The organism is Rossellomorea sp. NRS-1567 (genome assembly GCF_050467885.1).
Lineage (GTDB): Bacteria > Bacillota > Bacilli > Bacillales > Bacillaceae_B > Rossellomorea > Rossellomorea aquimaris_C.
Map to the genome: position 1 here is coordinate 220,092 of NZ_JBITPL010000010.1, position 23,952 is coordinate 244,043.

General features: G+C 42.1%; 22 protein-coding genes. 4 read left to right on the forward strand and 18 right to left on the reverse strand.

The features are described from left to right. Window positions 1–11 precede the first annotated feature (11 nt). From murC to ACIFOD_RS06760, 9 genes are all read right to left on the reverse strand, one after another. The gene (gene murC, locus ACIFOD_RS06720) at window positions 12–1,328 is read right to left on the reverse strand and encodes a UDP-N-acetylmuramate--L-alanine ligase (RefSeq protein ID WP_430314008.1); all 1,317 of its coding nucleotides are present in this window, start codon (window positions 1,326–1,328) and stop codon (window positions 12–14) included. A 157-nt stretch (window positions 1,329–1,485) separates the two neighbouring features. Next, entirely contained in the window at window positions 1,486–2,154 is a 669-nt protein-coding gene (locus ACIFOD_RS06725) for a hypothetical protein (protein WP_430314009.1), read from the reverse strand. An 8-nt stretch (window positions 2,155–2,162) separates the two neighbouring features. After that, window positions 2,163–3,266, reverse strand: coding sequence for a nicotinate phosphoribosyltransferase (locus tag ACIFOD_RS06730; protein ID WP_397551819.1), 1,104 nt, complete (start codon window positions 3,264–3,266; stop codon window positions 2,163–2,165). A 108-nt stretch (window positions 3,267–3,374) separates the two neighbouring features. Beyond that, a complete protein-coding gene (locus tag ACIFOD_RS06735; protein WP_430314010.1) occupies window positions 3,375–6,269 on the reverse strand; it encodes a DNA translocase FtsK in 2,895 nt (964 codons plus the stop codon). Between the two features lie 459 nt (window positions 6,270–6,728). After that, window positions 6,729–7,334: a YtpR family tRNA-binding protein gene (gene ytpR, locus ACIFOD_RS06740; RefSeq protein WP_430314011.1), complete on the reverse strand. Its 606-nt coding sequence runs from the start codon at window positions 7,332–7,334 to the stop codon at window positions 6,729–6,731. Next, window positions 7,334–8,143: a DUF1444 domain-containing protein gene (locus ACIFOD_RS06745; RefSeq protein WP_430314012.1), complete on the reverse strand. Its 810-nt coding sequence runs from the start codon at window positions 8,141–8,143 to the stop codon at window positions 7,334–7,336. The genes ytpR and ACIFOD_RS06745 overlap by 1 nt, the downstream gene beginning before the upstream one ends. 167 nt (window positions 8,144–8,310) lie before the next feature. Continuing rightward, complete coding sequence (locus tag ACIFOD_RS06750) at window positions 8,311–8,628, reverse strand: thioredoxin family protein (protein ID WP_430314013.1); 318 nt, start codon at window positions 8,626–8,628, stop codon at window positions 8,311–8,313. A gap of 1 nt (window position 8,629) precedes the next feature. Further along, window positions 8,630–9,661, reverse strand: coding sequence for a PTS transporter subunit IIC (locus ACIFOD_RS06755; protein ID WP_430314014.1), 1,032 nt, complete (start codon window positions 9,659–9,661; stop codon window positions 8,630–8,632). A gap of 717 nt (window positions 9,662–10,378) precedes the next feature. Further along, a complete protein-coding gene (locus ACIFOD_RS06760; protein WP_430314015.1) occupies window positions 10,379–10,885 on the reverse strand; it encodes a hypothetical protein in 507 nt (168 codons plus the stop codon). Between the two features lie 173 nt (window positions 10,886–11,058). Between ACIFOD_RS06760 and ACIFOD_RS06765 the strand changes: the two genes are divergently transcribed. Next, window positions 11,059–11,505, forward strand: coding sequence for a YtoQ family protein (locus tag ACIFOD_RS06765; protein WP_397551812.1), 447 nt, complete (start codon window positions 11,059–11,061; stop codon window positions 11,503–11,505). 209 nt (window positions 11,506–11,714) lie between these two features. After that, window positions 11,715–13,208, forward strand: coding sequence for a peptide MFS transporter (locus ACIFOD_RS06770; RefSeq protein ID WP_397551811.1), 1,494 nt, complete (start codon window positions 11,715–11,717; stop codon window positions 13,206–13,208). Window positions 13,209–13,711: 503 nt separating this feature from the next. Here the strand turns inward: ACIFOD_RS06770 and ACIFOD_RS06775 are convergent. Next, the gene (locus ACIFOD_RS06775; RefSeq protein ID WP_430314016.1) at window positions 13,712–14,239 is read right to left on the reverse strand and encodes a DUF84 family protein; all 528 of its coding nucleotides are present in this window, start codon (window positions 14,237–14,239) and stop codon (window positions 13,712–13,714) included. A gap of 118 nt (window positions 14,240–14,357) precedes the next feature. After that, entirely contained in the window at window positions 14,358–15,431 is a 1,074-nt protein-coding gene (locus ACIFOD_RS06780; protein WP_430314017.1) for a M42 family metallopeptidase, read from the reverse strand. Window positions 15,432–15,667: 236 nt separating this feature from the next. On the opposite strand from ACIFOD_RS06780, the gene ACIFOD_RS06785 reads away from it, so the two are divergent. After that, window positions 15,668–15,982 (forward strand): PepSY domain-containing protein, encoded by a 315-nt coding sequence (locus tag ACIFOD_RS06785; protein WP_113969801.1) that lies wholly within the window; start codon window positions 15,668–15,670, stop codon window positions 15,980–15,982. Window positions 15,983–16,049: 67 nt separating this feature from the next. On the opposite strand, the gene ACIFOD_RS06790 is transcribed toward ACIFOD_RS06785, so the two are convergent. After that, complete coding sequence (locus ACIFOD_RS06790; RefSeq protein WP_430314018.1) at window positions 16,050–16,892, reverse strand: YtnP family quorum-quenching lactonase; 843 nt, start codon at window positions 16,890–16,892, stop codon at window positions 16,050–16,052. Between the two features lie 140 nt (window positions 16,893–17,032). After that, the gene (gene trmB / locus ACIFOD_RS06795) at window positions 17,033–17,677 is read right to left on the reverse strand and encodes a tRNA (guanosine(46)-N7)-methyltransferase TrmB (protein ID WP_430314019.1); all 645 of its coding nucleotides are present in this window, start codon (window positions 17,675–17,677) and stop codon (window positions 17,033–17,035) included. Window positions 17,678–17,939: 262 nt separating this feature from the next. On the opposite strand from trmB, the gene ACIFOD_RS06800 reads away from it, so the two are divergent. Beyond that, window positions 17,940–18,218, forward strand: a complete 279-nt coding sequence (locus ACIFOD_RS06800; RefSeq protein ID WP_148970985.1) for a YtzH-like family protein — start codon at window positions 17,940–17,942, stop codon at window positions 18,216–18,218. Window positions 18,219–18,222: 4 nt separating this feature from the next. Here ACIFOD_RS06800 and ACIFOD_RS06805 read toward each other — a convergent pair whose 3' ends face one another. From ACIFOD_RS06805 to thpR, 5 genes are all read right to left on the reverse strand, one after another. Further along, window positions 18,223–18,996 (reverse strand): phosphotransferase family protein, encoded by a 774-nt coding sequence (locus ACIFOD_RS06805; RefSeq protein ID WP_113969805.1) that lies wholly within the window; start codon window positions 18,994–18,996, stop codon window positions 18,223–18,225. 185 nt (window positions 18,997–19,181) lie between these two features. Next, on the reverse strand, window positions 19,182–21,359 hold the full coding sequence (gene pulA / locus ACIFOD_RS06810) for a type I pullulanase (protein ID WP_430314020.1): 2,178 nt from the start codon (window positions 21,357–21,359) through the stop codon (window positions 19,182–19,184). After that, complete coding sequence (locus ACIFOD_RS06815; RefSeq protein ID WP_430314021.1) at window positions 21,320–22,273, reverse strand: diacylglycerol/lipid kinase family protein; 954 nt, start codon at window positions 22,271–22,273, stop codon at window positions 21,320–21,322. Before ACIFOD_RS06815 ends, pulA begins: the two co-directional genes overlap by 40 nt. Further along, window positions 22,270–23,238, reverse strand: a complete 969-nt coding sequence (locus ACIFOD_RS06820; protein ID WP_430314022.1) for a nuclease-related domain-containing protein — start codon at window positions 23,236–23,238, stop codon at window positions 22,270–22,272. Before ACIFOD_RS06820 ends, ACIFOD_RS06815 begins: the two co-directional genes overlap by 4 nt. Before the next feature lie 23 nt (window positions 23,239–23,261). Then, the gene (gene thpR, locus ACIFOD_RS06825; protein ID WP_430314023.1) at window positions 23,262–23,813 is read right to left on the reverse strand and encodes an RNA 2',3'-cyclic phosphodiesterase; all 552 of its coding nucleotides are present in this window, start codon (window positions 23,811–23,813) and stop codon (window positions 23,262–23,264) included. Window positions 23,814–23,952 lie beyond the last annotated feature (139 nt).

Below are 23,952 nucleotides of genomic sequence, written 5' to 3' on the forward strand. Positions count from 1 at the left end.
GTTTTTCCACATTAATTTTCTGCTACCTGTTCCTTCAGCGTTTTTTCATACGCTTGTTGGAACTTTTGTACATCTCCTGCTCCCATGAAAATCAGCACTGCGTCTTCATGTTTGAGTAAAGAAGTCGTATCTTGTTCATCTATAATCTCGCATCCTTCAATCTTGCTTCCAAGATCGTTGATCGAAAGTTTCCCATGATTTTCCCGTGCGGAACCGAAGATTTCACATAAGTACACTTTGTCTGCAAGACTCAGGGTTTCTGCAAACTCAGAAAGGAAGGTTTGCGTACGTGTAAATGTGTGAGGCTGGAAGACAGCGATAATTTCTTTTTCAGGATATTTCTGTCTTGCCGAATCTACGGTTGCTTTGATTTCAGTCGGATGATGAGCGTAGTCATCGATCAGAATTTGGTTGCCCACTTCTTTTTCAGAAAAACGGCGTTTAACGCCTTTGAATGAGCTTAATCTCTCCTGGACGATGGCTGTATCAAGCTCTTCGTAATGACAGATGGCAATGACCGATAAAGCATTCATGATGTTATGGTCACCGAATGTCGGGATTTTGAATGCCGCATAAAATTCATTACGGACAAACACATCGAATGAAGTGCCGGTTCTGTCCCTTGTTACGTTTCTCGCCTGGAAGTCATTCTCCTCAGCGAAGCCATAAAATACGACTGGCACTTGAGCCTGGATTTTCTGTAATTGTTCGTCATCTCCACATGCGATGATTCCCTTTTTCACTTGCATCGCCATCTCCTGGAAAGCAGAGAAAACGTCGTCCACATTGGCAAAATAATCGGGATGATCGAAGTCAATATTTGTCATGATGGCGTAGTCAGGAAAATAAGACAGGAAGTGACGGCGATATTCGCACGCTTCAAAGACAAAGTATTGAGCATCCACTTCCCCTTTCCCTGTTCCATCCCCGATCAGGAAGGATGTTGGCTTTGCGCCACTGATGACATGTGCCAACAATCCGGTTGTAGACGTTTTTCCGTGTGCACCGGTTACCGCTACACTTGTAAATTTCTGCATGAAGTCTCCAAGAAATTTATGATATCTAGTGAGGGGTAGACCTTGCTCTACAGCTGCCTGAATTTCTTCATGTGTATCCGGAAATGCATTTCCTGCAATCACATGCATATCCCCTCCGATGTTTTCTTTTTGGAAAGGGAGAATTTTTATATTTGATTCATCCAGAGCTTTCTGAGTAAAGAAATATTTATCTACGTCAGATCCTTGGACCTCGTAGCCCATATCGTGGAGTATTTGGGCTAATGCACTCATGCCCGACCCCTTAATTCCTACGAAATGATATATAGTCATAATAGAACCTCCAACAATCGTCTATCTAAAAGCATTATATGAAATGAATATTATTTTGCTATCTGTCTTTAGCTTTTGATATTGAGTATTAAAAAAAGCGAACTTTCTTCAACTTGAAACATTATATCATTTTTTAAAATCCCTGACCATGCACAAGCTACGAAAGACTGGAGATAATGAAGTTTGGCGCTTCTTCTTTTAAATACGTTCTCCATAATACCCCAGTATTTTGATTCATTTGACCATAATGATTTTTCACATCTATTAAAATCTCCTTTGATTCAACGGGAAAAACAGGACCTAAGATCCACTGATGGGTTACTAATGGGACTTTTCTCATGAAATAGACCCCACCCTCAACGATTCCCTTTTCTTTACAACCAAGGTTTGTTTTAACAGAAACTTCATCATCCTGAATCACATTTTGACAAGTAAGGACCATGTGTTCATTCTGGGTATCGCTTTTTCTAATGATGACGGGTTCCCAAGCTGCAGTCAGCACGATGGCACCAAGCAGTTTGACCGATTCATGCAGTGAATGCGACTGAAGAAATTGAAAGAACAGAGTTTGGCCTTTAATGGTCTTATAATCAAACAAAAACCATTCCTGAAACAGCTTATCGACTTCTCCATCCACTTGCGTCTCATCCTGTAATAGGAAACGTTTAGAGAAAATCATCTTGGCCCGTACCTTTTCTCTGATATTCGTTTCCTTTAAAGCGTACACGGAAGCTTTTCTATAGAGGTCTTTTATATGTTCCTCGGCCATTCCCTGCTTTTTTTGTCTATATTGCTCTAGATTTAAAAGGCTTTCTGGTTCTTGCATCCTCTCACCTATTCGAATTCTACTTTTTCCAGGCGGGGGTTTGGACGGAGCTTTCTTCCTGCCTTGGCTTCAGGGGAACCGTCAATTACGACGTTATCTCCTGTAAACCCGACATGGATCTTTAGAAGACTGCTTCCCACTCCATACATATCGACTGGAACCTGATTTTCCTCAAACTGGCGAATACGATCTTCGTTAAATCCACCTGACACCACGATCTTGACGTGGCGGAACCCCTCTTCATCCAAGGCATGTCTTAATGCATTAATCAGTTGCATGTTAACTCCCCGGGGATCAAATGTTCCAAGCACATGTTGATTACGCAGGAAGTATTTATCGATCATCATTCGTGATGTATCTACCCTTACCCCTTTTAATTCAGGGCCAAACTCCCGTGCTACCTTTAATGAGTCTGTAATGGCATCATTATTGTAGTCTACCAGGGCAATGAGCTCGTCTTCAGGAAATGTTTCCTGATAAGCTTTCGTGGCTTCCACGATATCGCCATTGAATAATTGGATCAGGGCGTGGGGCATGGTTCCCATCCCTTTCTTTCCCCACCATTCGTTCATGGCATGGGTAGCCTGAGCTGTGGATCCCCCGATAAAGGCTGCATATCCATCCCCGGCCTGCTGGGTAAAGTGATCATCCCGATCACCCATGAAGATGACAGGTTTTTGTTTACCTGAAATAGAGGCAGCTTTCATCACATTATAGACACTCGTCGCCACTGACGTTCTTCTTGCCAGGATGCCATCTATGATTCCTTCTAAATAGCCAAAATCCTGATAACGACCCTTGATGGTCAGAACCGTTTCAAAGGGTGAGATTTGATCTCCATCTTTTAAGGAATGGATTTCAAGATTTTCCGGATTATCAGCGAAACTATGCAGAAGTGCAATCACTTCATCCGTTCCGCAGATAACGGCATGGTTCTTTTGGAAGAATTGCATGGTGACAAAGGCATCCGGTTTATACTTTTTGGCAATTTCCTTCGTTTTCAAAAAATAAACCGCTGAAAACCAGCCGTCCTTGATTCTTTCGTCAAACTTAAATGTATGATTGGTCAATCTGTTGAGTTTTCCTTGAAGTTTCAATTCTATTTCTTTCATCACTAAAGCTCCTTATGGCTCTTCCTACACAAAAATAGGTATTCTGTTTACTGAATCCTAAAAGGACACATATAAACAGAATACCATGTATTAAGTGATTCTACTAGTCTATGCCAGAGTCTCCAATTCACTTTCCGAAATCAGGACATCCCTTGGTTTACTGCCTCTGGACTCTGAAATAATTCCATTACTCTCCATCATTTCCATCAATCTTGCCGCGCGGTTATAACCGATTCTGAATCTGCGCTGCAAGGCCGATGCAGAGGCCCCTCCCTGGTCGACGACAAACTCACAGGCTTCTAAAAATAATTCATCTTCTTCCTCGGTAACCTGTGCTTTCTTGATCAATTCATCCTGTTGGAAGAGATAATCCGGCTCTCTTTGCTCTCTTACATGGTTGATGATGTCATCGATTTCGTCATCTGACACAAAGGTTCCCTGCAAGCGGACCGGTTTTGATGAACCATTTTCCAAAAAGAGCATATCTCCCTTACCAAGAAGCCTCTCGGCACCGCTTCCATCAATGATCGTTCTTGAATCGACGCTTGATGATACGGAAAACGCCACTCGTGTCGGTACATTGGCTTTTATCAAGCCTGTAATGACATCGACTGAAGGCCGCTGAGTCGCAATGATTAAATGAATCCCACATGCACGGGCCTTCTGTGCGATCCGGCAAATCGCTTCTTCAACATCTGCAGGCGACATCATCATCAAGTCAGCTAACTCATCAATGACTATGACTAAATACGGCAGCATATCGCTGTATTGTTTATTCCGTTTGGCCAGTTCATTAAAGCGTTTAATATCCCTTACACCTGTATGAGCGAATAATTCGTATCTTCTTTCCATTTCCTCAACAGCCCATTTAAGAGCTGCAGTAGCTGCTTTCACATCTGTTATGACCGGACTGACGAGATGTGGAATCCGGTTATAGGGAGCAAGCTCTACCATCTTCGGATCAATGAGAAGCATCTTCAATTCATCCGGTGATGCTTTGTACAAGAGACTCACCAGTATCGAGTTGATACATACACTTTTCCCCGATCCGGTAGCACCGGCGATGAGTCCATGTGGCATTTTGCTTAAATCAGTCACGATCGGCTGTCCGGAAATATCGAGACCAAGAGCGGCGGTCAGAGGGGAAGTTGGCTCTTGAAACTCAGGACTTGCGATCACTTCACTGATGCAGACAGGACGGCTCTCCCGGTTAGGCACTTCAATACCAATCGTATGCTTACCGGGAATAGGGGCTTCCATTCGAATATCCCTTGCAGCCAGGCTCAGCTTAATATCATCTGATAGATTGGTAATCTTATTCACCTTCACTCCAGGTTCCGGCTGAACCTCGAACCTCGTAACGGATGGACCTTGTGTGACATTCACTACTTTGGCCCTTACGTTAAAGTTATGAAGGGTTTCGTCGAGTAATATTCTTTGTGAATCGAGCCACTCTTCGCTCATTTCCTTTGATACAGGAGGCATTAGATAATCCATTTCAGGAAAGACATAGTCTCTTGTCCTTTTGGAAGATGAGCTTAATTCGCTGTAACTCTTTACCGCCTCTTCTCCTTGAACAGAACTTTGTTGAGATGCTTTCTGTTCAGGATGATGAATGGATGTCGCTTCTTCCACTTTTTCTTGCTTAACTTCCCGTACAGGTTGTTCTCTCTTCTCGGGTTCTGCTTCAGTCTGAGTTAATGTTTCGCCCTCACCTTCCTTGCGGGTGGGAGTCGAATCATTAAGAGCTGATCGTTTTCGCGTATCTAACTGTCGCTTATCCTGTTTCAGCATCAATACGTTAAAAGGAAGGTGAGACCTCTTACGTCTCTGAGGTTCTTCCTCCTTCGGCGCATGTTGGGAACGGGCAGGTTCTGACTTTTCTTCTACTCGTTTCTCCTCACTCGTAGATTCACTTTGTACAACGGGTTCTTGAACCGGTTTCTCTTGAACTGGTGTCTCTTGGACCGGTGTCTCTTCAACCGGTGTCTCTTGAACAGGTGTCTCTTGAACAGGATGAACGGGTTCCTGGACTTGTTCTTCATTTTCCCGCGCAGAATGAACGGGTTGTGGTGGCTCTTCTTGCACAGAGTGATTAATAAGCTCTTTCTCTTTATGTGATGAATACTCTGGTGCTGGTTGCTCCGTTTCAGATATAAGTGAAACACGTTCATTTGGCTTCTGGGAAACTTCTTCAGTGAGCTCCACTTTTTGATTTGGATCTTCAACTGGAGTGGTTTCATTGATGTCTTCAGCCTCAACCATTAGCGTATCTTCAATCAGAGATTCTTCACGTTTTTCTTCCGGGAAATTCATCATCATCCCAACAGGTTCATCGTCAATAGGCTTTTCCGATTCAGCTGGTTCAACTTTAATGGAATTTTTCAATTCAGTTGTTTCACCATCGACAATGGATGCTGATTCATTTTCCACAGGAATTGAATTCTCTACTACAGATAGAGCCTCATGATCAGTCACAGCTTCTTTGCTCTCTTCTTCCTTATGTAAAAATTTCTTAAGCTCGAACTCTACCTGGTCTTCTTTTTTTGCCGGTCGTCCTCTAAAACCATAAATAGGTGAAGGAATTTCCGTAGGGGTGAACGGCCTGCTGTTTCCCTTTTCCACTTTAGGGGATTTCTTCGGTTGGACTGCAGCCGCTGGTTTTTCTTCTTTCCACTTTCTATTTTTAGAAGAGTGGTCCTGACTCTTATTCTTTTGTTCCCTAGCTGGCTCTTCCTTTTCTTGACTTCTTCGATTTCTATTCGTTCGTGGACGATCTATGTTTTCTCCATCCGAAATGAGGGGAAAGCGAAAAGTCCCTTTAGGATATTGATACGTCATCCTTGCTTCTACATCACGTGAATGATTGGGCCCTACTATATTTTTACGTTCAGTCTTTTTACGTTCAACATGCTGAACTTCATCATTAGTTTCATCATAGTACTCTTCAAATTGATCATCATTATCTGATAATTTACCAAATATTTTTTTTATCCAGCTCACAAACATCACTCTTTCTTTCATACTTATTATTATTTTATCAGTTAAAGAGAAAAATTCGAGTCATTTCGATAGAATAAGAGAATTGTTAAAGGATTGTGTCGAAATAAACATAGGTGTAAAGAGAATGTAATACGAATTTTGCAAGGCTAATTTCAGAGCTGTGTTACTAAGCCAGTAGTGGTTGATTTCCGCTTCAGGTGCTCGCTTTCCGCGGGGCGTGAGTTGAGCCTCCTCGGGCTTTGCCCTGCGGGGTCTCAACTTTCACGCTATTCCCGCAGGAGTCGAGCACCTTCCGCTCCAATCAACTTATGAATGATCCTGTCACGTACCAGTACTCAATAAAAAATCTTAATGAAAAACTACTATGAACAAGTTTCTATAAGTTTTCAATCATACGACCTCTAACATTAATAAAAACAAAAATACCTGAGCCCATACTCCGGACCCAGGTATATATTTTTAAGCTGTGAATGGTTGACCCACTTGGTAAGTGTCTTCAAGAACGAGGATTCCTTTTTCTTGAGGAGCATCTGGAAGTGCCAGTTCTTTGGCAGAACAAATCATGCCTGATGATGCCACTCCGCGAAGCTCTGCATCCTTGATGACCATTCCGCTTGGCATGACAGCGCCAACTTTCGCAACAACGACTTTTTGTCCTTTGTCAACGTTAGGAGCACCACACACGATTTGCAGGGTTTCATCCCCAACATCCACGGTACAAATGTTCAATTTATCTGCATTTGGATGCTTTTCTTTTTCAGACACAAATCCTACCACGAATTTTGGTGAAAAGTCTGCTTCCAATACTTCATCAAAACCGTTCTTTTTGATGGCTTCATTGATCAATTGGAGCTTCTCTTCATTCATTTCGACAGGTCCCACTTCACTTAAATCCATATACTTTGATGCATGGAATAGGTTATATCCAAGTGTTTTCCCTGTTTTCTCATCAAACAAACGTGCAGCATCTTCTTTTCTTTCGTGTAAAACTTCTCCTTCAAACCCTGGTTCCAATGTAACGATCAGGGTATCACCAATACCTTCTAAGTTATAAAATACGTTCATTATTTCTTCTCCCTTTCCTTTTTGCGGTTTTTTGCCAGAATGAAAATCGGCTCCAGTTCCCCTTCTTCATACACAAAGGATAGTGCCGTAATCGGAACATTTCCCGTCGTAAAGAAGCTCATCGTCAATTGGGCAAGAACATCATAGCCCGTTTCATTGCGAATATCCCCGATTACCAAAACATCCTGATGAGGTACGGATACAGTCATTTCACCTTGAACATCCTTGCTTACCTGCTTTAAGAAAGCATCATTCAAAATACGACTTGCATCATAACCATCATTATTATTTAGAAAATAGAAGATGTTTCCTGCCACTTCATCCTTCTTCATTTCAGTTGGTAGGCTTCTCACATTGAATAAAGCGGTCTCCTTCATTTGCTCGTGAGACCATCCTTCATCCTTTAGCATATTTTCATCTAATAGGCGGTAGGTTTTCCCAAGGTCAACAGCATAATAGATACGTGTTTCAGCTGTATGATCATCTGTAACGAGGGCAACCCCTTCATTGGATTCTGTGGCAAAAGAAGTGGAACGTATCACTGGAAACACTTTCTTCTCTTTATTCCCAAGGTCTGCTTCAGTACCCATTACGTTTAAAGCTTCTTCCACGTAATACACCACTTCATCGATAATGGATTTATTGTTTTCTTTCCACTTGGATACAATCGGTGGCAGGGCGACGTTGATGCCTTTTTTTGTATCAGTGTTCTCAATTCTAAGTGAATCTTTATCTCGATCATATGTAAACGTACGATTCGGTTTCTCTAATCGTTCCTGGAGTATACCTTTTAGCTTTTTTATGTCCAAATCTGATCCTCCTTTGGTTGTACTATTATAATAGAAAGTATCGATCCATCGCTGATGCATTCACTTATAACATTTTACATCAAAATGCTTAGAATACAAAAGGAACCTGTTTCATTTCAGGCAAAAAGAAAAGGGATCCCAAAATAAGGTGATCCCTTTTCATCCTATTATGAAGATAATGTGTTCATGAAGTTCTCGATTTGTTCTTTTGTTTTACGGTCCTTATTAACATATCGTCCAAGTTCACGGCCGTCTCCGTATGCCAGAAAGCTTGGGATTCCGAAAATATCCAATTCAATGCACAGATCAATGAATTGATCTCGATCTACGTATAGGAATGTGTACTCTGAGTATTGGCTCTCGATTTCCGGGAGGATCGGCTCGATGATCCTGCAATCCGGACACCAGTCCGCTGAAAACATAAATACATGCTTGCCGCTTTCTTTCAACTGGTGAAACTCTTCCACTGATTCAAGTTTACGCATTTTATTTGCCCCCTGTTTCAATCGTCATTTGATTAGGTTTGATCCAACCTAGTTTACGCATATATTCAGATATTAACAGGCTTATGAATGCAGGTCCAACAAAATGCAACAGAAGGATTCTCAATGTTACATCCCAGGTGAATCCCATCGTTTTAAAGGTCATGATTTGACCGACGAATCCACTTGTTCCCATTCCGGCTCCTGCAGCATTGTTTTCCATCAACCATATCGTGGTTCCGATGGGTGCCAATATCATGCCCGCTACGGTGGGAGGAATGAGAATGCGGGGATTTCGGACGATATTAGGTACTTGAAGCATGGAAGTACCTATTCCCTGAGCCAATAATCCACCTACTTTATTCTCCCGGTAACTGATGACAGCAAATCCTACCATTTGAGCAGCACATCCAATCGTTGCGGCTCCGGCAGCGACTCCATTCAATTCAAGCATAAGGGCAATGGCGGCACTTGATATCGGGGCTGTCAAAGCAAGACCCATGAGGGCAGCCACCAAAACCCCCATGATAATCGGGCGTTGCTCAGTCGCCCAGCTGATCCAGCTGCCAAACATGCTCATAAAGTCGGCAATTCCCGGTCCGATAAAGTAAGCTATCGTAAACCCTGAAAAGATGGTGACGAATGGAGTGACAATGATATCGACTTTCGTTGTTTTACTGACTAACTTACCAATTTCCGTTGATATAACAGCTGCTACATAAGCTCCCGCCGGTCCACCTAAGCTTGCGCCTGCTGCTCCCGTAACAACCGCAGCAAACAAGACAAGCGGTGGTGCCCCAAGACCAAAGGCAATGGCTACCCCGATCGCAGGACCCATCAAGCTGATCGCCAGACCACCCATCTCAATGAAAAATTCACTCAAACCAGGGGAAATGGGAAGCTGTTCCCCGATCGTCTTAATGATCAATCCGATGATCAGCGAACTGAACAATCCTAAAGCCATATAACTTAACGCATCTATGAAATACACCTTTGCAGATAATGTAATGCCTTTACTCTTTAAGAATTCTCTCACGTGGTTTCTCTCCTCTGTGTTAACCTTCTTCCTTTTACTAGTGTAAAGACACTTGTGTATTTTGTCTATATATTTTCCTTTACCCAACAATCAATTTCTTTCTATTCTCCTTTTAATCAAGCGTACCTATTCACGTATAATAAAATTGGCTCTTTTCGCAAAGATTATGGTTATCTTAGAGTAGAAAGTAGTAGTTGATTTCCGCTACAGGATGCTCGCTTTCCGCGGGGCTGGCGGTGAGCCTCCTCGGCTTCGCCTGTGGGGTCTCACCTGTCCAGCTATTCCCGCAGGAGTCGAGCATCCTTCCGCTCCAATCAACTTTCTGAGCATGATTCTTTAAAAGAAATCAATAATACAAAAACTTTTAGCAAACAACCTTCTTAAGTTGAGTAGAGGTTTAGTCTTATTAAAGAAGGATAATTCAACTTTCTAAATAGATTGTTTTTTGACACCTTGTAGCTCTGTCACCAAAAATCTCTTAAAGATGGTGAGGGGAACTGCGTAGACTCCTGCGGAAATACGGGCATGCCGAGACCCCGGAAGCGAAGCTGAGGAGGCTCGGCCGAGCGTCCGCGGAAAGCGGAGCGGTTCCCCTCACCATCAAGCGCATACTGATTGACAGAGTCCTGGCAGATCCCAAGTGATTGAACAACAATCTTTGAAAAAGAGCCTAAAAAAAACCGATTTTCCACCTAAGTGGAAAATCGGTTTCTATCGTTATGATTTATGTTTAACTGAAGCTGCCATTTTCATCATCATCTCTGCATGATCTGCTAAATCATCTAATTCCGCCTGTGTCGTTACTTTCGTTCCACCCACTCCAACAATTAGTTCGTATTCTTCTGTATCGGGCAGTTTCTTAATGACATAGTATCCTAAGCGATTGTCCTCTTTAAAAATCCCATGTTTCAAGAGATTTTCATTGTCACTAATGGCCATTTGATATAGAAGTTCACTATCCTTATTTTCTTGAGGGTTTGTAAAAAGAATAAAAGTATCAGAGCTCTTTGAAATAATGATATTATTGGGTGATTCTTTTTCTATTTTGGCTCCAAATGGAAGATAAAAGTTAATGTTTCCAGCCTCTTCTTTAGCTGCCTCATTTGAGCTTAATGTGTTCTCCACCACTTTGGCTGTCTTTTCTTTTTCTTGATCGATTGTCGTGTTGCATCCAGCTAAAATAAGCACAAGAATAAAGAAAATGACTGTGTGTTTGATTTTCATCCTATACTTATCCTCCCTTTCATGCTTAGGACCTACGCTTATGATACCCTCACAAAGTCCTACCTGACAACCCTTTCAATCAGAAATCCTGCCTTTTTAATGGGAAAACAGGTTATTTTTAACTCACATAGGGTATTTATGATAAAATGACTAAAAACAGGAGAGTGAAAATCATGGAATTCACAGTGTATCTGGCAGGGGAAATACATAGTTCCTGGAGAAACGAGCTTAAAGAGAAAGCAGAAGAGCTTCGTCTCCCTCTATCTTTCGTCGGTCCGATGGAAAATCATGAACGCTCCGATGCTATCGGGGAAGAAATTCTTGGTGAACAACCAAATAAAATACTCCGCGATGAGGCAGCATCGAGTATTAACAATCTTCGAACAGAGTTACTGATGAATAAGGCCGATGTGGTGATTGCCTTGTTTGGAGAAAAATACAAACAGTGGAATACTGCTATGGATGCGAGCACCGCCATCACACTTGGAAAGCCTCTTATCCTTATTCGTCCTGAAGATCTGCATCATCCGTTAAAAGAACTTTCAAACAAGTCAAATGTCACCGTGACAAACATAGATCAGGCGATTAAGACGTTATCCTATGTTTTTGAAACAGAATAAAATCATGAAAATAAGCATGCCGTCCACATTGGACGGCATGCTTATTTTTTATGATCATTACAATATCCCCGGAACTTTTTTACTATTTTAAAATAACTTAATATTGGCAATCTAAAGACATTTTGTGTTATTATTAACAATTTATAAACTTTTTTTGACTTTATGAAAATATTAAAATATTATAGTAAAAGAATAAGGGAGGTAGTAACATGTCATCAATGAATAAACAGAAAATTGTGGATAGTGTCCCTCAAAAAGGTTTCTTTGGACATCCGAAGGGATTATTCACTTTATTCTTCACAGAATTTTGGGAGCGTTTTTCCTACTACGGAATGCGTGCCATCCTCGTATTCTACATGTACTATGAGGTTTCAAAAGGCGGACTGGGCCTGGAGCAAAACACAGCTTTAGCAATCATGTCTATTTATGGTTCACTTGTATATATGTCCGGAGTAATCGGAGGCTGGTTGGCAGATAGAATATTCGGAACTTCGAAAGCCGTCTTCTACGGTGGAATATTCATCATGTTTGGTCATATTGCTTTATCATTTCCAGGAAGTTTAGCCATGTTCTTTGTTTCGATGGTATTGATTGTTGTCGGAACAGGATTATTAAAACCGAATGTTTCAACAGTTGTCGGTGAAATGTACAGCGAAAGTGATACTCGCCGAGATGCAGCTTTCAGTATTTTCTATATGGGTATCAACTTAGGTGCATTCATTGCTCCACTAATTGTCGGTAAGCTTATGGAAACAAAAGGATTCCATTGGGGATTTGCGGTTGCAGCCATCGGAATGTTCTTAGGTCTTGTTGTGTTCATGCTAACAAAGAAAAAGAATCTTGGTCTTGCCGGTACTTATGTACCAAACCCGCTTGCGCCGGCTGAAAAGAAAAAGTATGGTTTAATCACAGGATTAGTTGTAGTTGGTCTTGCCATCATTTTAGGTATTACGATTCCTGCCGGTCTATTTACATTAAACGTATTCATTAATTTAGTAGGTATCTTCGGTATCGTCGTTCCAACCATTTACTTTATCGTGATGTACTATAGTCCAAAAACCACAGAAACTGAACGCTCAAGAGTCATCGCTTACATTCCATTATTTATTGCAGCGGTTATGTTCTGGGCAATTCAAGAACAGGGTTCAACCATCCTTGCAGTATACGCAGATAAGCGAACTGACCTGGAATTCATGGGAATCAGCATCTCACCAGCCTGGTTCCAATCGTTAAACCCATTATTTATCATCCTATTAGCTCCAGTATTTGCCTGGATGTGGGTGAAACTTGGTGATCGTCAACCATCGGTTCCGAAGAAGTTTTCATTCGGTCTATTGTTTGCCGGTTTATCCTTCTTAGTGATTCTATTACCTGCATACTTCGGAGGAGAAGATTCACTTGTAAGTCCATTATGGCTTGTGCTTAGCTATTTGATCGTTGTACTTGGTGAGCTATGCTTATCACCAGTCGGTCTTTCAGCGACAACCAAATTAGCTCCGGAAGCTTTCTCTGCTCAAACGATGAGTCTTTGGTTCTTAGCTTCTGCTGCTGCACAGGCGCTGAATGCACAACTTGTCCGTTTCTACACACCAGAAACAGAAACGCTGTACTTTGGGGCAATCGGAGGAATGGCAATCGTATTGAGTATTGCATTATTCCTGCTTTCACCTAAGATTCAGGAGTTTATGAAAGGTGTAAAATAATTGACTTAACCCTCTGAAATTTTTCAGAGGGTTTTTTATATAACTGAAGGGATTTACTTTAAACCATCCTGCTAAGTATAAGAAGAACTCCGCTTCAAACGGAGTTCCATTCCCAACTATTAGAATAAGCCACAGCCACATCTTCTATTGCGTCTTCTTCTATGACAACCACATCTTCTACGGTTATCTTCAGCTCCCAGGACATTATCATCTCTTCTTCTGCGACATCTTCCACGATTATCTTCTGATCCTAATACATCATCTCTGCGGTCACGTCTTCTTCTGTCACCAAAAAGCAACTTATCCCAGTCACAGCATCTTCTGTGATCACGACGGTCATCACGACGACCCCCAACTCGGTCATTACAATAATGGCATCCCATAAATTCTTACCTCCTTAGAAAGAATTTATCAGATAAAATAAAGTCTGATATACTCCATCCTATGAATATCAGGTAGAATTGGTATGGGCCAAGTACCCTCTAAAGGCAAAAGTCTATCGATTATAAGTCCTGCTCTTTGTTTCTGAACTGCCACTGGCCTATTAAGAGCTGAACCACGTGCAAAAACATAGCCTCTCTCGTAATGAGTCCATTCGTAAACACGCCCACTGCGCCTTCTTTTTTTCTTATCCCGGTGGTTTGAGTGTACTCATCCATCAAGGGTCCAAGCTCTTCCCCGGCTTTTAACTGACTGCTGATTTCTTTAGGAAGAGGGATTCTGGCTCCTCCACCAATGATTTCGTTGCCGCTCCGATCCACGAGTGCCCCCCAGTTACAGACAAACATTCCGTAAAGTGATTCCGTCACTCCTCCTTCAAGACCGATCCCAATATCGCTATCTGTTGCCCGCAGGATGTTCTTGGCTCGATTTAACGCACCTTCGATGGTCTCTTGATCAGAGATTGGCTGCTCACCTACATTTGAATCTGTTTTGAAACACTCGAACTCTACGTCTTCATAGTGTTCCTTAAAAGCCTTTTGAACGGCTTGTACCTTTGCGGGATTGGTTGTTCCAATTGCTATTTTCAACAAATTAATACCTCATTTCTAAGAGAGAGTCACTCCCTTTTTTGTCTCTATAAAAAGACTGTCTCAAGAGGTTCCTGATTGAGACAGCCTTTTTGGTCTATTTTTTTAGAAACGTGAATTATCCGTTTGATTTAATGGATTCAATTGTGGAACGGTCACATTGCTTCACTAATTTGACAATCAGTTCTTTCGCAGCCGCATAATCATCTACATGGATCATGGATGCATGTGTGTGAATATATCTTGAACAGATACCAACAACGGCACTCGGAACCCCTTCATTTGACATATGTACTCTTCCGGCATCCGTTCCGCCCTGAGAAACGAAATATTGATATGGAATGTCATTTGATTCAGCTGTATCAAGAACGAATTCCCTGATGCCTCTGTGGGTAACCATTGAACGATCAAGAATGCGAAGGAGAGCACCTTTACCTAATTGGCCGAATTCATTTTTGTCCCCTGACATATCATTTGCCGGACTCGCATCGAGGGCAAAGAAGATATCCGGATTAATCATATTGGCTGCTGTCTGGGCACCGCGTAATCCTACTTCCTCCTGAACCGTGGCTCCGGAATATAGGGTGTTGGGAAGTGTCACCCCTTGCAGCTCTTTTAACAGCTCAATGGACAATCCGCATCCATAACGGTTATCCCAAGCCTTCGCAAGTATTTTTTTCTCATTCGCCATTGGGGTAAACGGACAAATCGGTACGATCTGCTGTCCCGGTTTGATCCCGATTTCCATTGCATTGTCCCGATCATCAGCACCGATATCAATGAGCATGTTCTTGATTTCCATCGGCTTTCTACGCTGTTCTTCTCCGAGCAGGTGAGGAGGGATGCTTCCGATCACACCTGTAATCGGACCGTTATCCGTTATGATTTGAACACGCTGAGCAAGCATGACCTGACTCCACCAGCCTCCAAGGGTTTGAAAGCGGATCATTCCATTGTCCGTAACAGACGTGACCATAAATCCTACTTCATCCATATGCCCTGCAACCATCACAACAGGATCCTGATCATTGCCTTTTTTCACTCCAAATACCCCGCCCAAACGATCCTGCACGATGTCATCTGAGTATTGAGACAATTGTTCTTTCATAAATTTACGAACCGCATGCTCATTACCGGGTGCTCCCGGCAATTCAGTCAATGTCTTAAAAAGTTCCAACGTATCTTGTTTCATGTCATATGCCCCTTTTATATAAAATCTACTTTATGTATAATCTTATTTTACAGAACTTTCGAACGTCTTACCACCAATTGAGAAGAAAATGAGTTCTCTTTTTTATTACTTCTTTGATAGAATGTACCTATAGATGGAAAATAATCGAGAATTATTGGGGAGATAGCGGGAAGAGCATGCTATCCCTTGCGTGTCAGAGAAACATCAAATACTCATTGCCTGTGGAGGGAATAAAAATGAACTGGAAATCTTTCATGATTGGAATCGGAATCGGAGCAGCAGGAGGATATTTTCTGAAAGAAAAACTGGATGATTCAAGCATGGTTTCTGCCGAAAAAGTATTAAAGGACGTCAAACTTTCATTTAAAAAAGAGGGGAACATCGATGGCTCCTGGATTGGAATGAAGCCCGAAGACTATCAGAAGCACTCGGTCACAACGAAAGTTTATAAAGGTGGCGTATCCAGAAGAAAAGACGGGGAACTGGAGCAATATGAGTTTTTAGCAGATGCGTATACGGGCACCGTTGTGGATGTGTATCCTTTAGCTTAAATAGACTAACCGCATCATACCAAAGGATGATCCCAGGGTCTTGGGACCATCCTTTATTTAGTCATTATTATTTTTCCCTCAGTACGTGATCAACGATTTCTCCATCTGTATTCCACTTGATCCCTCTATAAACCGCATCATGATAGAAAAGGAACCAGTATTCTCCTTCAATCGCTTGATTGATCCACTTGTATTTGGCATCGATGGACGTCATCGGATAGTCGTCATAAGCCAGTACCCATAATGGATTTTTGTGAGCGTGAGTAGGCATGATATCTGCCATATGGATGAACTTCTCCCCGTTATGCTCTAGAAGGATAATCGAATGCCCATCACTGTGACCTCCCGTATGCACCATTGTGATTCCAGGAAGTACTTCCTTTTCTCCTTCGAACGTTTCCCCTTGAGATTGAATGCTTTCCCAATTTTCTTTCCAGTATGTATTACGGGAGCGCACATTCGGATTTCTCATTTCATCCCATTCCACTTGGGAGGTGTAAATGGTTGCATTCGGGAATACAGGAACAAGCTTATCCCCCTCATATTTTGTTAAGCCGCAAGCGTGATCGAAATGCATGTGAGTCATTAACACCACATCAATATCATCTGGCTTCAAGCCCAGTGTTTCCAGTGATGCCTCGAGATCCGACTCTTCATGCACACCGTAGTTACGCTTTTGTTTATCATTCAGCTTCCCTTTACCAATACCGGATTCAATTAATACTTTCTTCCCTTCCCATTCGAAAAAGAGAGGATCTGTTCGTAATTCGATTTGATTCAAGTCATTCACGGCATATTTTTTTGACCAAAGAGGCTTTGGGACCACTCCGAACATAGCTCCCCCATCCATGTGAGTGACGCCGCCATTCAGCCAATAGATCGATATATCTCCAACCTTCAACGTTTCCATTTTGACTCCTCCTTTGTTCATTCCCTTTTATTTTATCAGAATTTATGGACAACTTATAGGTGGATGCTCGGGTCGCCCTCAAATGATCATGAAATAAAAAAAACAGCCCTGCGAGATTGCGAGGCTGCATTAACATTAAATTACTTATTTTGATATTGTGCTTCAACCCGGTAAATTCTTTGTCCTTTGGCTGAAAATTTCTCTTCATATTCAGTCATGATATTTCCTTCAAAATCGCTTTTGTGAAGATCAAGACTCAAGAAATTCAGGTGGAGACCATACCATGAGAAGCTCTTTAATGAGTACTCGAATAAATCTTGATTGTCTGTCTTAAAGTGGATTTCCCCGCCTTTGATCAGCACATCTTCATATAGCTTCAGGAAATCTTTATAAGTCAATCGACGTTTTTCATGACGGTTTTTCGGCCATGGATCAGAGAAATTCAAGTACACTCGGCTTACTTCTTCTGTTGCGAAGTATTCAGTCAGGTTCTTTGCATCGACATTTAACAGCTTGACGTTAGGAAGCCCGGCTTCAATCAAACGATCAAGAGCGGTTACAATGACGCTTTCATATAACTCGATACCAATATAATTAACGTCCGGATTGGCTCTGGCCATTTCCGTGACGAATTGACCTTTTCCAGTTCCTACCTCGATGTGAATAGGATTGTCATTACCAAATTCTTTATTCCATTGACCTTTTATCTCCTGGGGTTCTGCCACAACATACTGTGGATGGTCACTGATTCTCTCAGAAGCCCACGGTTTATTACGTAAACGCATGTAGACACCTCTTTTTTTATTATCGAAAAAAACATACCACGACTATCCGTCCTGTGCAAGAGCCAAAATAGAGCCAATCCCCGCTTCAGATCTTCTGGCTGATGTGCCCTTTTTGAGGTCCGTCCCTCAAAAAGCGCGCATAATTGAAAAAGGAATTCACACACTATTAGTGAATTCCTTTTTCGGGTCTGGTCATTTTGAAGGGCTGAAAAAGTACGTGTTTCTTTAAATCTTTATAGAAGAAAATGAAAGGGTGTACTCTATGCCTTTAAATTCACAGAATCAAATGCAGTTACTATCAGATATTTTAAGCAATCACAGTGCGGATTGCTGCGGTTCGGTTTCTGAATGTGAGCAAGTTGAACGATTGGTGAAGTCATTAATGGTTAATGCTGATATTCACGAAAACGTAAAGCCTGTCCTGCAGGAAATTTATCAGTATAGTCAAAGCGGGATATCCTCTGCTGACCTATCGAACCATATTACGTCCAATCAAGAAAACTTGTCCCAATGGGTTACGGATATGAACAACTATTCTTAATGAATCAGATCACTTTGTGCAGATATTCAATCCAATGATTCATTTCGTGAAATCGGGCTTTTCCTTTATGCCACTGAATGGATAATATCGTTTGTGCAACCACATACCATTTCATTCTCAGCTTTAAGTTATCGGTCAACTCAACACCATATTGAGTTAACCAGCTCTCCCATTGGTCTTCAGGGATATACCAGTATAATAAAAGCCCTACGTCAAAGGCCGGGTCCGCGATCATGGCACCGTCCCAATCGATTAAATACAACTGGTTGTAATCAGACAGCAGCCAGTTGTTATGATTGACATCACCGTGACAGACTACATATTCTTCCTGCTGAACTTCCAAGAGCTCTTTTTGAAGAAATAATAGCGCCTCTCTAATGACAGGCAATGAAAGAAGATCGAATTCTAAGCCTGTTTCCACTTCCGTAAGCATATGCTCCGGCTGAAACGGCTCTTTTCCCAACCGCTCAAGCATGGTTGAAAGCGGCTTTGAGGAATGAATCTTGTTAAGCAGCTTAGCCACTCGTTCATCCATCATTTCTTCCGGCTTTAATTCTCTTCCATTTAACCAATGTTGTGCCGTTATGACATCCCCGTTTTCCAGTCTTTTGGTCCAAACTAGCTTGGGTACGATTCCTTCTGCAGACAATACAGCCACAAAAGGGGAGGAATTGCGTTTCAGAAATAACCTTTGCTCTTGGTACTGAGCAAAGAACGCTTCTCCAGTAGCACCGCCTGCGGGGACTATTTCCCAATCTTGGTCAAATAAGTGTTCCAATATATTCACCTTCTATTGGTCCTTTGTCATGTTTATATGTTCATTTACGTTAATAGTTGAATTCATTCACTACATCAAAAAATTCTTATAAAATAAAAAAGACAGCTATTGGGCAATACAATCAATAGCCATCTGTTTAAGATTTTATCGTCATCTTGCGTTTTCGTCAAGCACTGGAAAAACTGTTACCTTACAAATACATAGGAAGAGACAGGTTCAAGGGTTATGGTTGGCTCTTTTACCCCATAAAGACCGTTTACATTTGCACGATTTCCGTCGGACAAACAAATCCAATCTTTTCCTTCGGGGAGGGAATACTGACACTTTTTCGAATCTGAATGGAAGACCATGAAGATATCGTTCCACGGACCATACGGGTGGACATTCCGGTAGCGGACCACAACAAGATTTTCAATGCTATGTGAGACTTCCACATGCTCCCTGATCAGGCCGCTCTTTTGAAATCGGAAGGCACCGTGACTTTTACGGATTTGAATCAGTGCTTTTACGTATTGAACCACATCATCGAATTCTTCTCTTCTTACCCAGTCTAGTTGATTAATTTCCACAGGAGAATTGTAGCTGTTTTCGATCCCCTTTTTCGTTCTGTAAAATTCCTGTCCTGCATGAATAAAAGGGATCCCTTGAGATAGCAGCACCATCGTGGTTGCTAATTTATGGCGATTCATAAGGGTTCCTTCATCTTCATTTAAACAAGCTTTCATTTTATCCCATAGGGTGTGATTATCATGGGACTCCACATAGTTGACGGATTGAGTCGGCTCTTTAAAAAGTCCTCTTTCCCCACTTTTCATCCCGACACTTCCAGTCAGGACGAGTTCCACCTTTTGTTCCAAGTGACCGTGACCAAGGGCAAACCCTTTGTCATATAAGTTAAACGTACTTCCTTTAATGGTGTCCCGGAACCAATCATTGAATTGACCGATCCCTTGAAGCTGATGGGCGTTACGCAGGTTGGCTTTTTGATGGGGGGGCAGGGGTGTATTCAGGTCCCAGCCTTCTCCTATGATGATCGCTCCCGGCAAAACCCTTTCCACTTCTTCACGGATTGTCGTCATGGTCTTAATATCAAGAATTCCCATCAGGTCAAAACGGAAGCCGTCGACACCGTACTCTTTTATCCAATAAAGAATCGAATCAACGATAAATTTCCTGGCCATCAGGCGTTCGGAAGCAAAATCATTTCCCACTCCCGTCCCATTCGAAGGTAAGCCATTTTCGTCGTGACGGAAGAAATAGCCGGGCACGAGCTTTTCAAAGGACGATTCCTCCCGAATGAACACGTGGTTGTACACCACATCCAGTATGACTCTGATATTTTCTTCATGGAGGCTTTGAATCACGCTTTTCAGCTCACTGATCCGTTCATAGGGATCTTCAGGCTTTAAACTGTAGCTCCCTTCAGGCGCGTTAAAAAACAAAGGATTGTATCCCCAATTATAACTTTTATCGGTAGGGTGATCCGTGACCCCATCGAAATCATTGACAGGAAGCAGCTCAACATGGGTGATGCCCAGCTCCTTTAAGTACTGAATTCCACTACTGAATCCTTTCGGTGTAGAGGTCCCTTTTTCTGTAAAGGCACGATATTTTCCTGCGAATTTCATGCCGCTTTCTTTTTGGGCTGAGAAATCACGGACATTCAATTCATAAATGACAGCATCTGCAGGGGAAGTTAATGGTGCCAAGGAAGAAGGACCTTCCCCGCGTCCAAGGTTCACAATACATCCCCACTCACTGTCGTAGGAAACCGATTTAGCATAGGGATCGATCAGTTCATCCCAAACCAGGTTGATACAAGTTAGAATGGTATAATAATAACGATCTACATCGGTATACACCTTACATTCCCATACGCCGTTCTCAACTCTGGAGAATGGGTATTGTATCTCTTCATCATCAGGGGATTTCAGCTTTAAACTTACCTCTGTAGACGTCGGAGACCATACTTTAAACACGGTGCACCCCTCTTGGCAGGTAACACCAAGGTCATCCCCGTCATAATAATAGCGTTGATCAAACTCTTCCGTTCTAATGACCGCTCCGATTTGCAGGTCTGTCTTTGTGTTATGCTCATCGACGACTTCATAGACTTCACCCAGGACAACCTTCTCACTCTGGATCGTCGTGACATATTTCATCGCATCATTGAGGGGAATCTTTTCTTCAATGTGAAGAGCTATTTTTTCACTACCTTTTATGAGAGAGAAGTGACTGGAATTCCCATCATGATAATCGTATGGAAGAATCAATGTAACCGTATTGAACGTATCTAAAAACGCATCGTAATGCCTACTAATGACTAACACTTCTGCCACCCACTTCTGTTTAACATTTTCCAACTTAATGGAAGAACATTCACCTTCAATTCGTTCCCCTTCTTCAGTTCTTCAATTGTGTCTCCGTCTGCGTGCACGGGTACATCCTGACCCGATCGGATGGTCATGGTTGTTCCTGAACACGTGCTGACTTCATTGAAAGCCGTATGTTTTCCGAAGAAGACAGATAGGAAGACCAGGAGTAATTTCCACCTAGATAACCCATGGACGAGGGTCATATCGATAGATCCATCATGAGGACAAGCCTGAGGGGCGATCTTCATTCCTCCACCAAAAAAAGGCTGATTCGAAACAGTCACAAACCATACCTTGTGAAACACCTGCTCTTTCCCATCAACTTCTATCGAAAGGGAAAAGGGTTTATACGTAAACGCTTCCTTACAAAGGAGGATAGGATAGATCAATTGTCCAAGGGACCATTTGTTCAACCACTTTTTAAAGGATGAACGATTTGCCTTACGGGCAATTTCCGCATCAAATCCTATCCCTATATTATTCACGAAATGCCCATTTGGTCCGCTGCTCATGGTAAATTGACCTGAATCCAGGGTCACGAAATCTTCTTTTTTCAAACCTTCCTTTATTAAGGTATATGCTTGTTTTTTATTGTTAGGCCAATTATAGCCCCTTGCAAAATCATTACCACTTCCTGATGGAATATACCCTATAACGACCTTGTCAAAACCGATTGTTCCACTAACCACAGAGTTCATGGTCCCATCGCCACCTACCCCCACTACCAGGAGCCAGTTTTCTGGAGATTGGTTGACGACACTTGAAACAATGTTCTTCACGTCACCGGGGTGACCTGTCACAAAAATCTCATGTGGAATATGGATGGTTTGACTAAAATGATTCAACGAAGATAAGGAATATTGATTCTTTGCTGAAGGATTCACGATGAAAATCGTCTTCATTGTTGGTTCTCACCTGATTCAACCGCCTGTTCTCCCCATTGAAGCCTCTTGAATGAAGTGGTCTGGCAATACTCCAAGATGGCTTGGGCCGCTTTCAGCTGGACACTCTTGATCGGAGAAGAGCTTGAGCGCTGCTGCTGGAACCATTCATTGTGGAGCCGCTTGTCAAGAAACTGAATGCCCACCGGAGCCTGTGGGTAATCTATGTATCCATTTCTGCTTATCACGCCTTTATGTATAGGAAGGTCCACACCTGCATATTGAATGATTTGATGGAGTATTCCCTCCATCCTTCTCAGTCCGATTAGAGGGTTTAATACCTTCGTCTCTACATCTCCCCATTTTTTCAACCAGAATCGTTCTCCTGAACCGATGTAGGCAGTTCCCTCTTCAAATTCGAGAAAGGTTAAGCACCAGATCCCGGTTGGGGTGATCAGAATGGTTTCGAGTTCTACAGGGGCATGTTTAATCTTTAGTACCGGGTTGTACATCACCAATATGTTATCTGGAAAACGCTGAATCAGGTAACGCAATCGTTCGTCATAATGATAGCTGTTGTCTACATAGGATTTCTCCATGATCGTGGAGCTTGCCCATCTCAACTGAAAATCAAATACAAGGTCCAGGAAAGAAACCTTCAATTCTTCCTCCGTAGAGATATCCTGGTTTGAATCCATTTCAAAGGCAATTTCTTCATCATTTGGCTGAATGGAGTTTGAGAGCTCCTCCTCTTCAGCTTCTTTCTTTTTGAACAGTGAAAAGAGCTTCTCCTTCATGGAGTTCCTTTCCTCTTCTTGTCCTTCCTCCTTAATGACCGGGGAAGCGGGAGGAAGATCACCGTTTTCCCAATGTTGTTTCATTTTTTCCCATTGCTGCTTTTTTAATCGGACAAATTGGGAAGGATATCTATATAAATCCGTTTCGTACCTGGAAACGTAATCTTGAAGTTTAATCAGCTGTGCCATATGGATCGATCCTTTCATGACGGTCAATTTGCATGTAACGGTTTGGTGTAAATGGCTTCATACTTTGGCAGTCTGTCTAAGTGAGTTTGATATAACACGATTTCTCCTGCTGTGAAAGAATGGGTGTCCGTTGGCTGAAACGAATTCAACCACCCGGAAGTAATAGGAACATCTCTATTCCACTTTCGCCCTACGGTGATATGTGGAGAAAAAGGTCTCTTATCTAATGGAAAGCCCGCTTCTTCACAAGCACCATACACACTTTCCCGAACCCGTTGTAAGATTTCAGAAGGCTGAATGCCCATCCAAAGAATTCTGGGTGAATCACTTTTTCCAAAGGTACCGTAGTGATCAAGGGTTAATGAAAATGAAGGACAATCGAGGGCCTCTACTTTATGGATCACGGGTTGAAGTTCATCCGCACTTCCTAAAAAGGCCAATGTGATGTGATAGTCCTGCGGGTGCACCCAGCGCTGAAAAGAACCCTCATCCATCATTGGCTCTGTCCACTTATGTATAAGGTGTTTCGTTTCTTGAGATAAAGAGAGTGCAAAGAAATAGTGAGCTTTCAACATATCACTCGTCCTTTCATTCGTTACTACCATTTTAGCAAAATGTGTCATGAGAGAGAATGACTAGAAGGAAATGCAATAAAAATGAAATACAAAGCTCATTTATTTGATAAGATTTATCTGAATTAGTACGATAGAAGAA

Coding starts and splice junctions, on each gene's coding strand:
- murC (WP_430314008.1), bottom strand. CDS start 1,328: ATGACTATATATCATTTCGTAGGAATTAAGGGGTCGGGCATGAGTGCA.
- ACIFOD_RS06725 (WP_430314009.1), bottom strand. CDS start 2,154: ATGCAAGAACCAGAAAGCCTTTTAAATCTAGAGCAATATAGACAAAAA.
- ACIFOD_RS06730 (WP_397551819.1), bottom strand. CDS start 3,266: ATGAAAGAAATAGAATTGAAACTTCAAGGAAAACTCAACAGATTGACC.
- ytpR (WP_430314011.1), bottom strand. CDS start 7,334: ATGAACGTATTTTATAACTTAGAAGGTATTGGTGATACCCTGATCGTT.
- ACIFOD_RS06750 (WP_430314013.1), bottom strand. CDS start 8,628: ATGCGTAAACTTGAATCAGTGGAAGAGTTTCACCAGTTGAAAGAAAGC.
- ACIFOD_RS06760 (WP_430314015.1), bottom strand. CDS start 10,885: ATGAAAATCAAACACACAGTCATTTTCTTTATTCTTGTGCTTATTTTA.
- ACIFOD_RS06765 (WP_397551812.1), top strand. CDS start 11,059: ATGGAATTCACAGTGTATCTGGCAGGGGAAATACATAGTTCCTGGAGA.
- ACIFOD_RS06770 (WP_397551811.1), top strand. CDS start 11,715: ATGTCATCAATGAATAAACAGAAAATTGTGGATAGTGTCCCTCAAAAA.
- ACIFOD_RS06780 (WP_430314017.1), bottom strand. CDS start 15,431: ATGAAACAAGATACGTTGGAACTTTTTAAGACATTGACTGAATTGCCG.
- ACIFOD_RS06785 (WP_113969801.1), top strand. CDS start 15,668: ATGAACTGGAAATCTTTCATGATTGGAATCGGAATCGGAGCAGCAGGA.
- ACIFOD_RS06790 (WP_430314018.1), bottom strand. CDS start 16,892: ATGGAAACGTTGAAGGTTGGAGATATATCGATCTATTGGCTGAATGGC.
- trmB (WP_430314019.1), bottom strand. CDS start 17,677: ATGCGTTTACGTAATAAACCGTGGGCTTCTGAGAGAATCAGTGACCAT.
- ACIFOD_RS06800 (WP_148970985.1), top strand. CDS start 17,940: ATGCCTTTAAATTCACAGAATCAAATGCAGTTACTATCAGATATTTTA.
- ACIFOD_RS06815 (WP_430314021.1), bottom strand. CDS start 22,273: ATGAAGACGATTTTCATCGTGAATCCTTCAGCAAAGAATCAATATTCC.
- ACIFOD_RS06820 (WP_430314022.1), bottom strand. CDS start 23,238: ATGGCACAGCTGATTAAACTTCAAGATTACGTTTCCAGGTACGAAACG.
- thpR (WP_430314023.1), bottom strand. CDS start 23,813: ATGTTGAAAGCTCACTATTTCTTTGCACTCTCTTTATCTCAAGAAACG.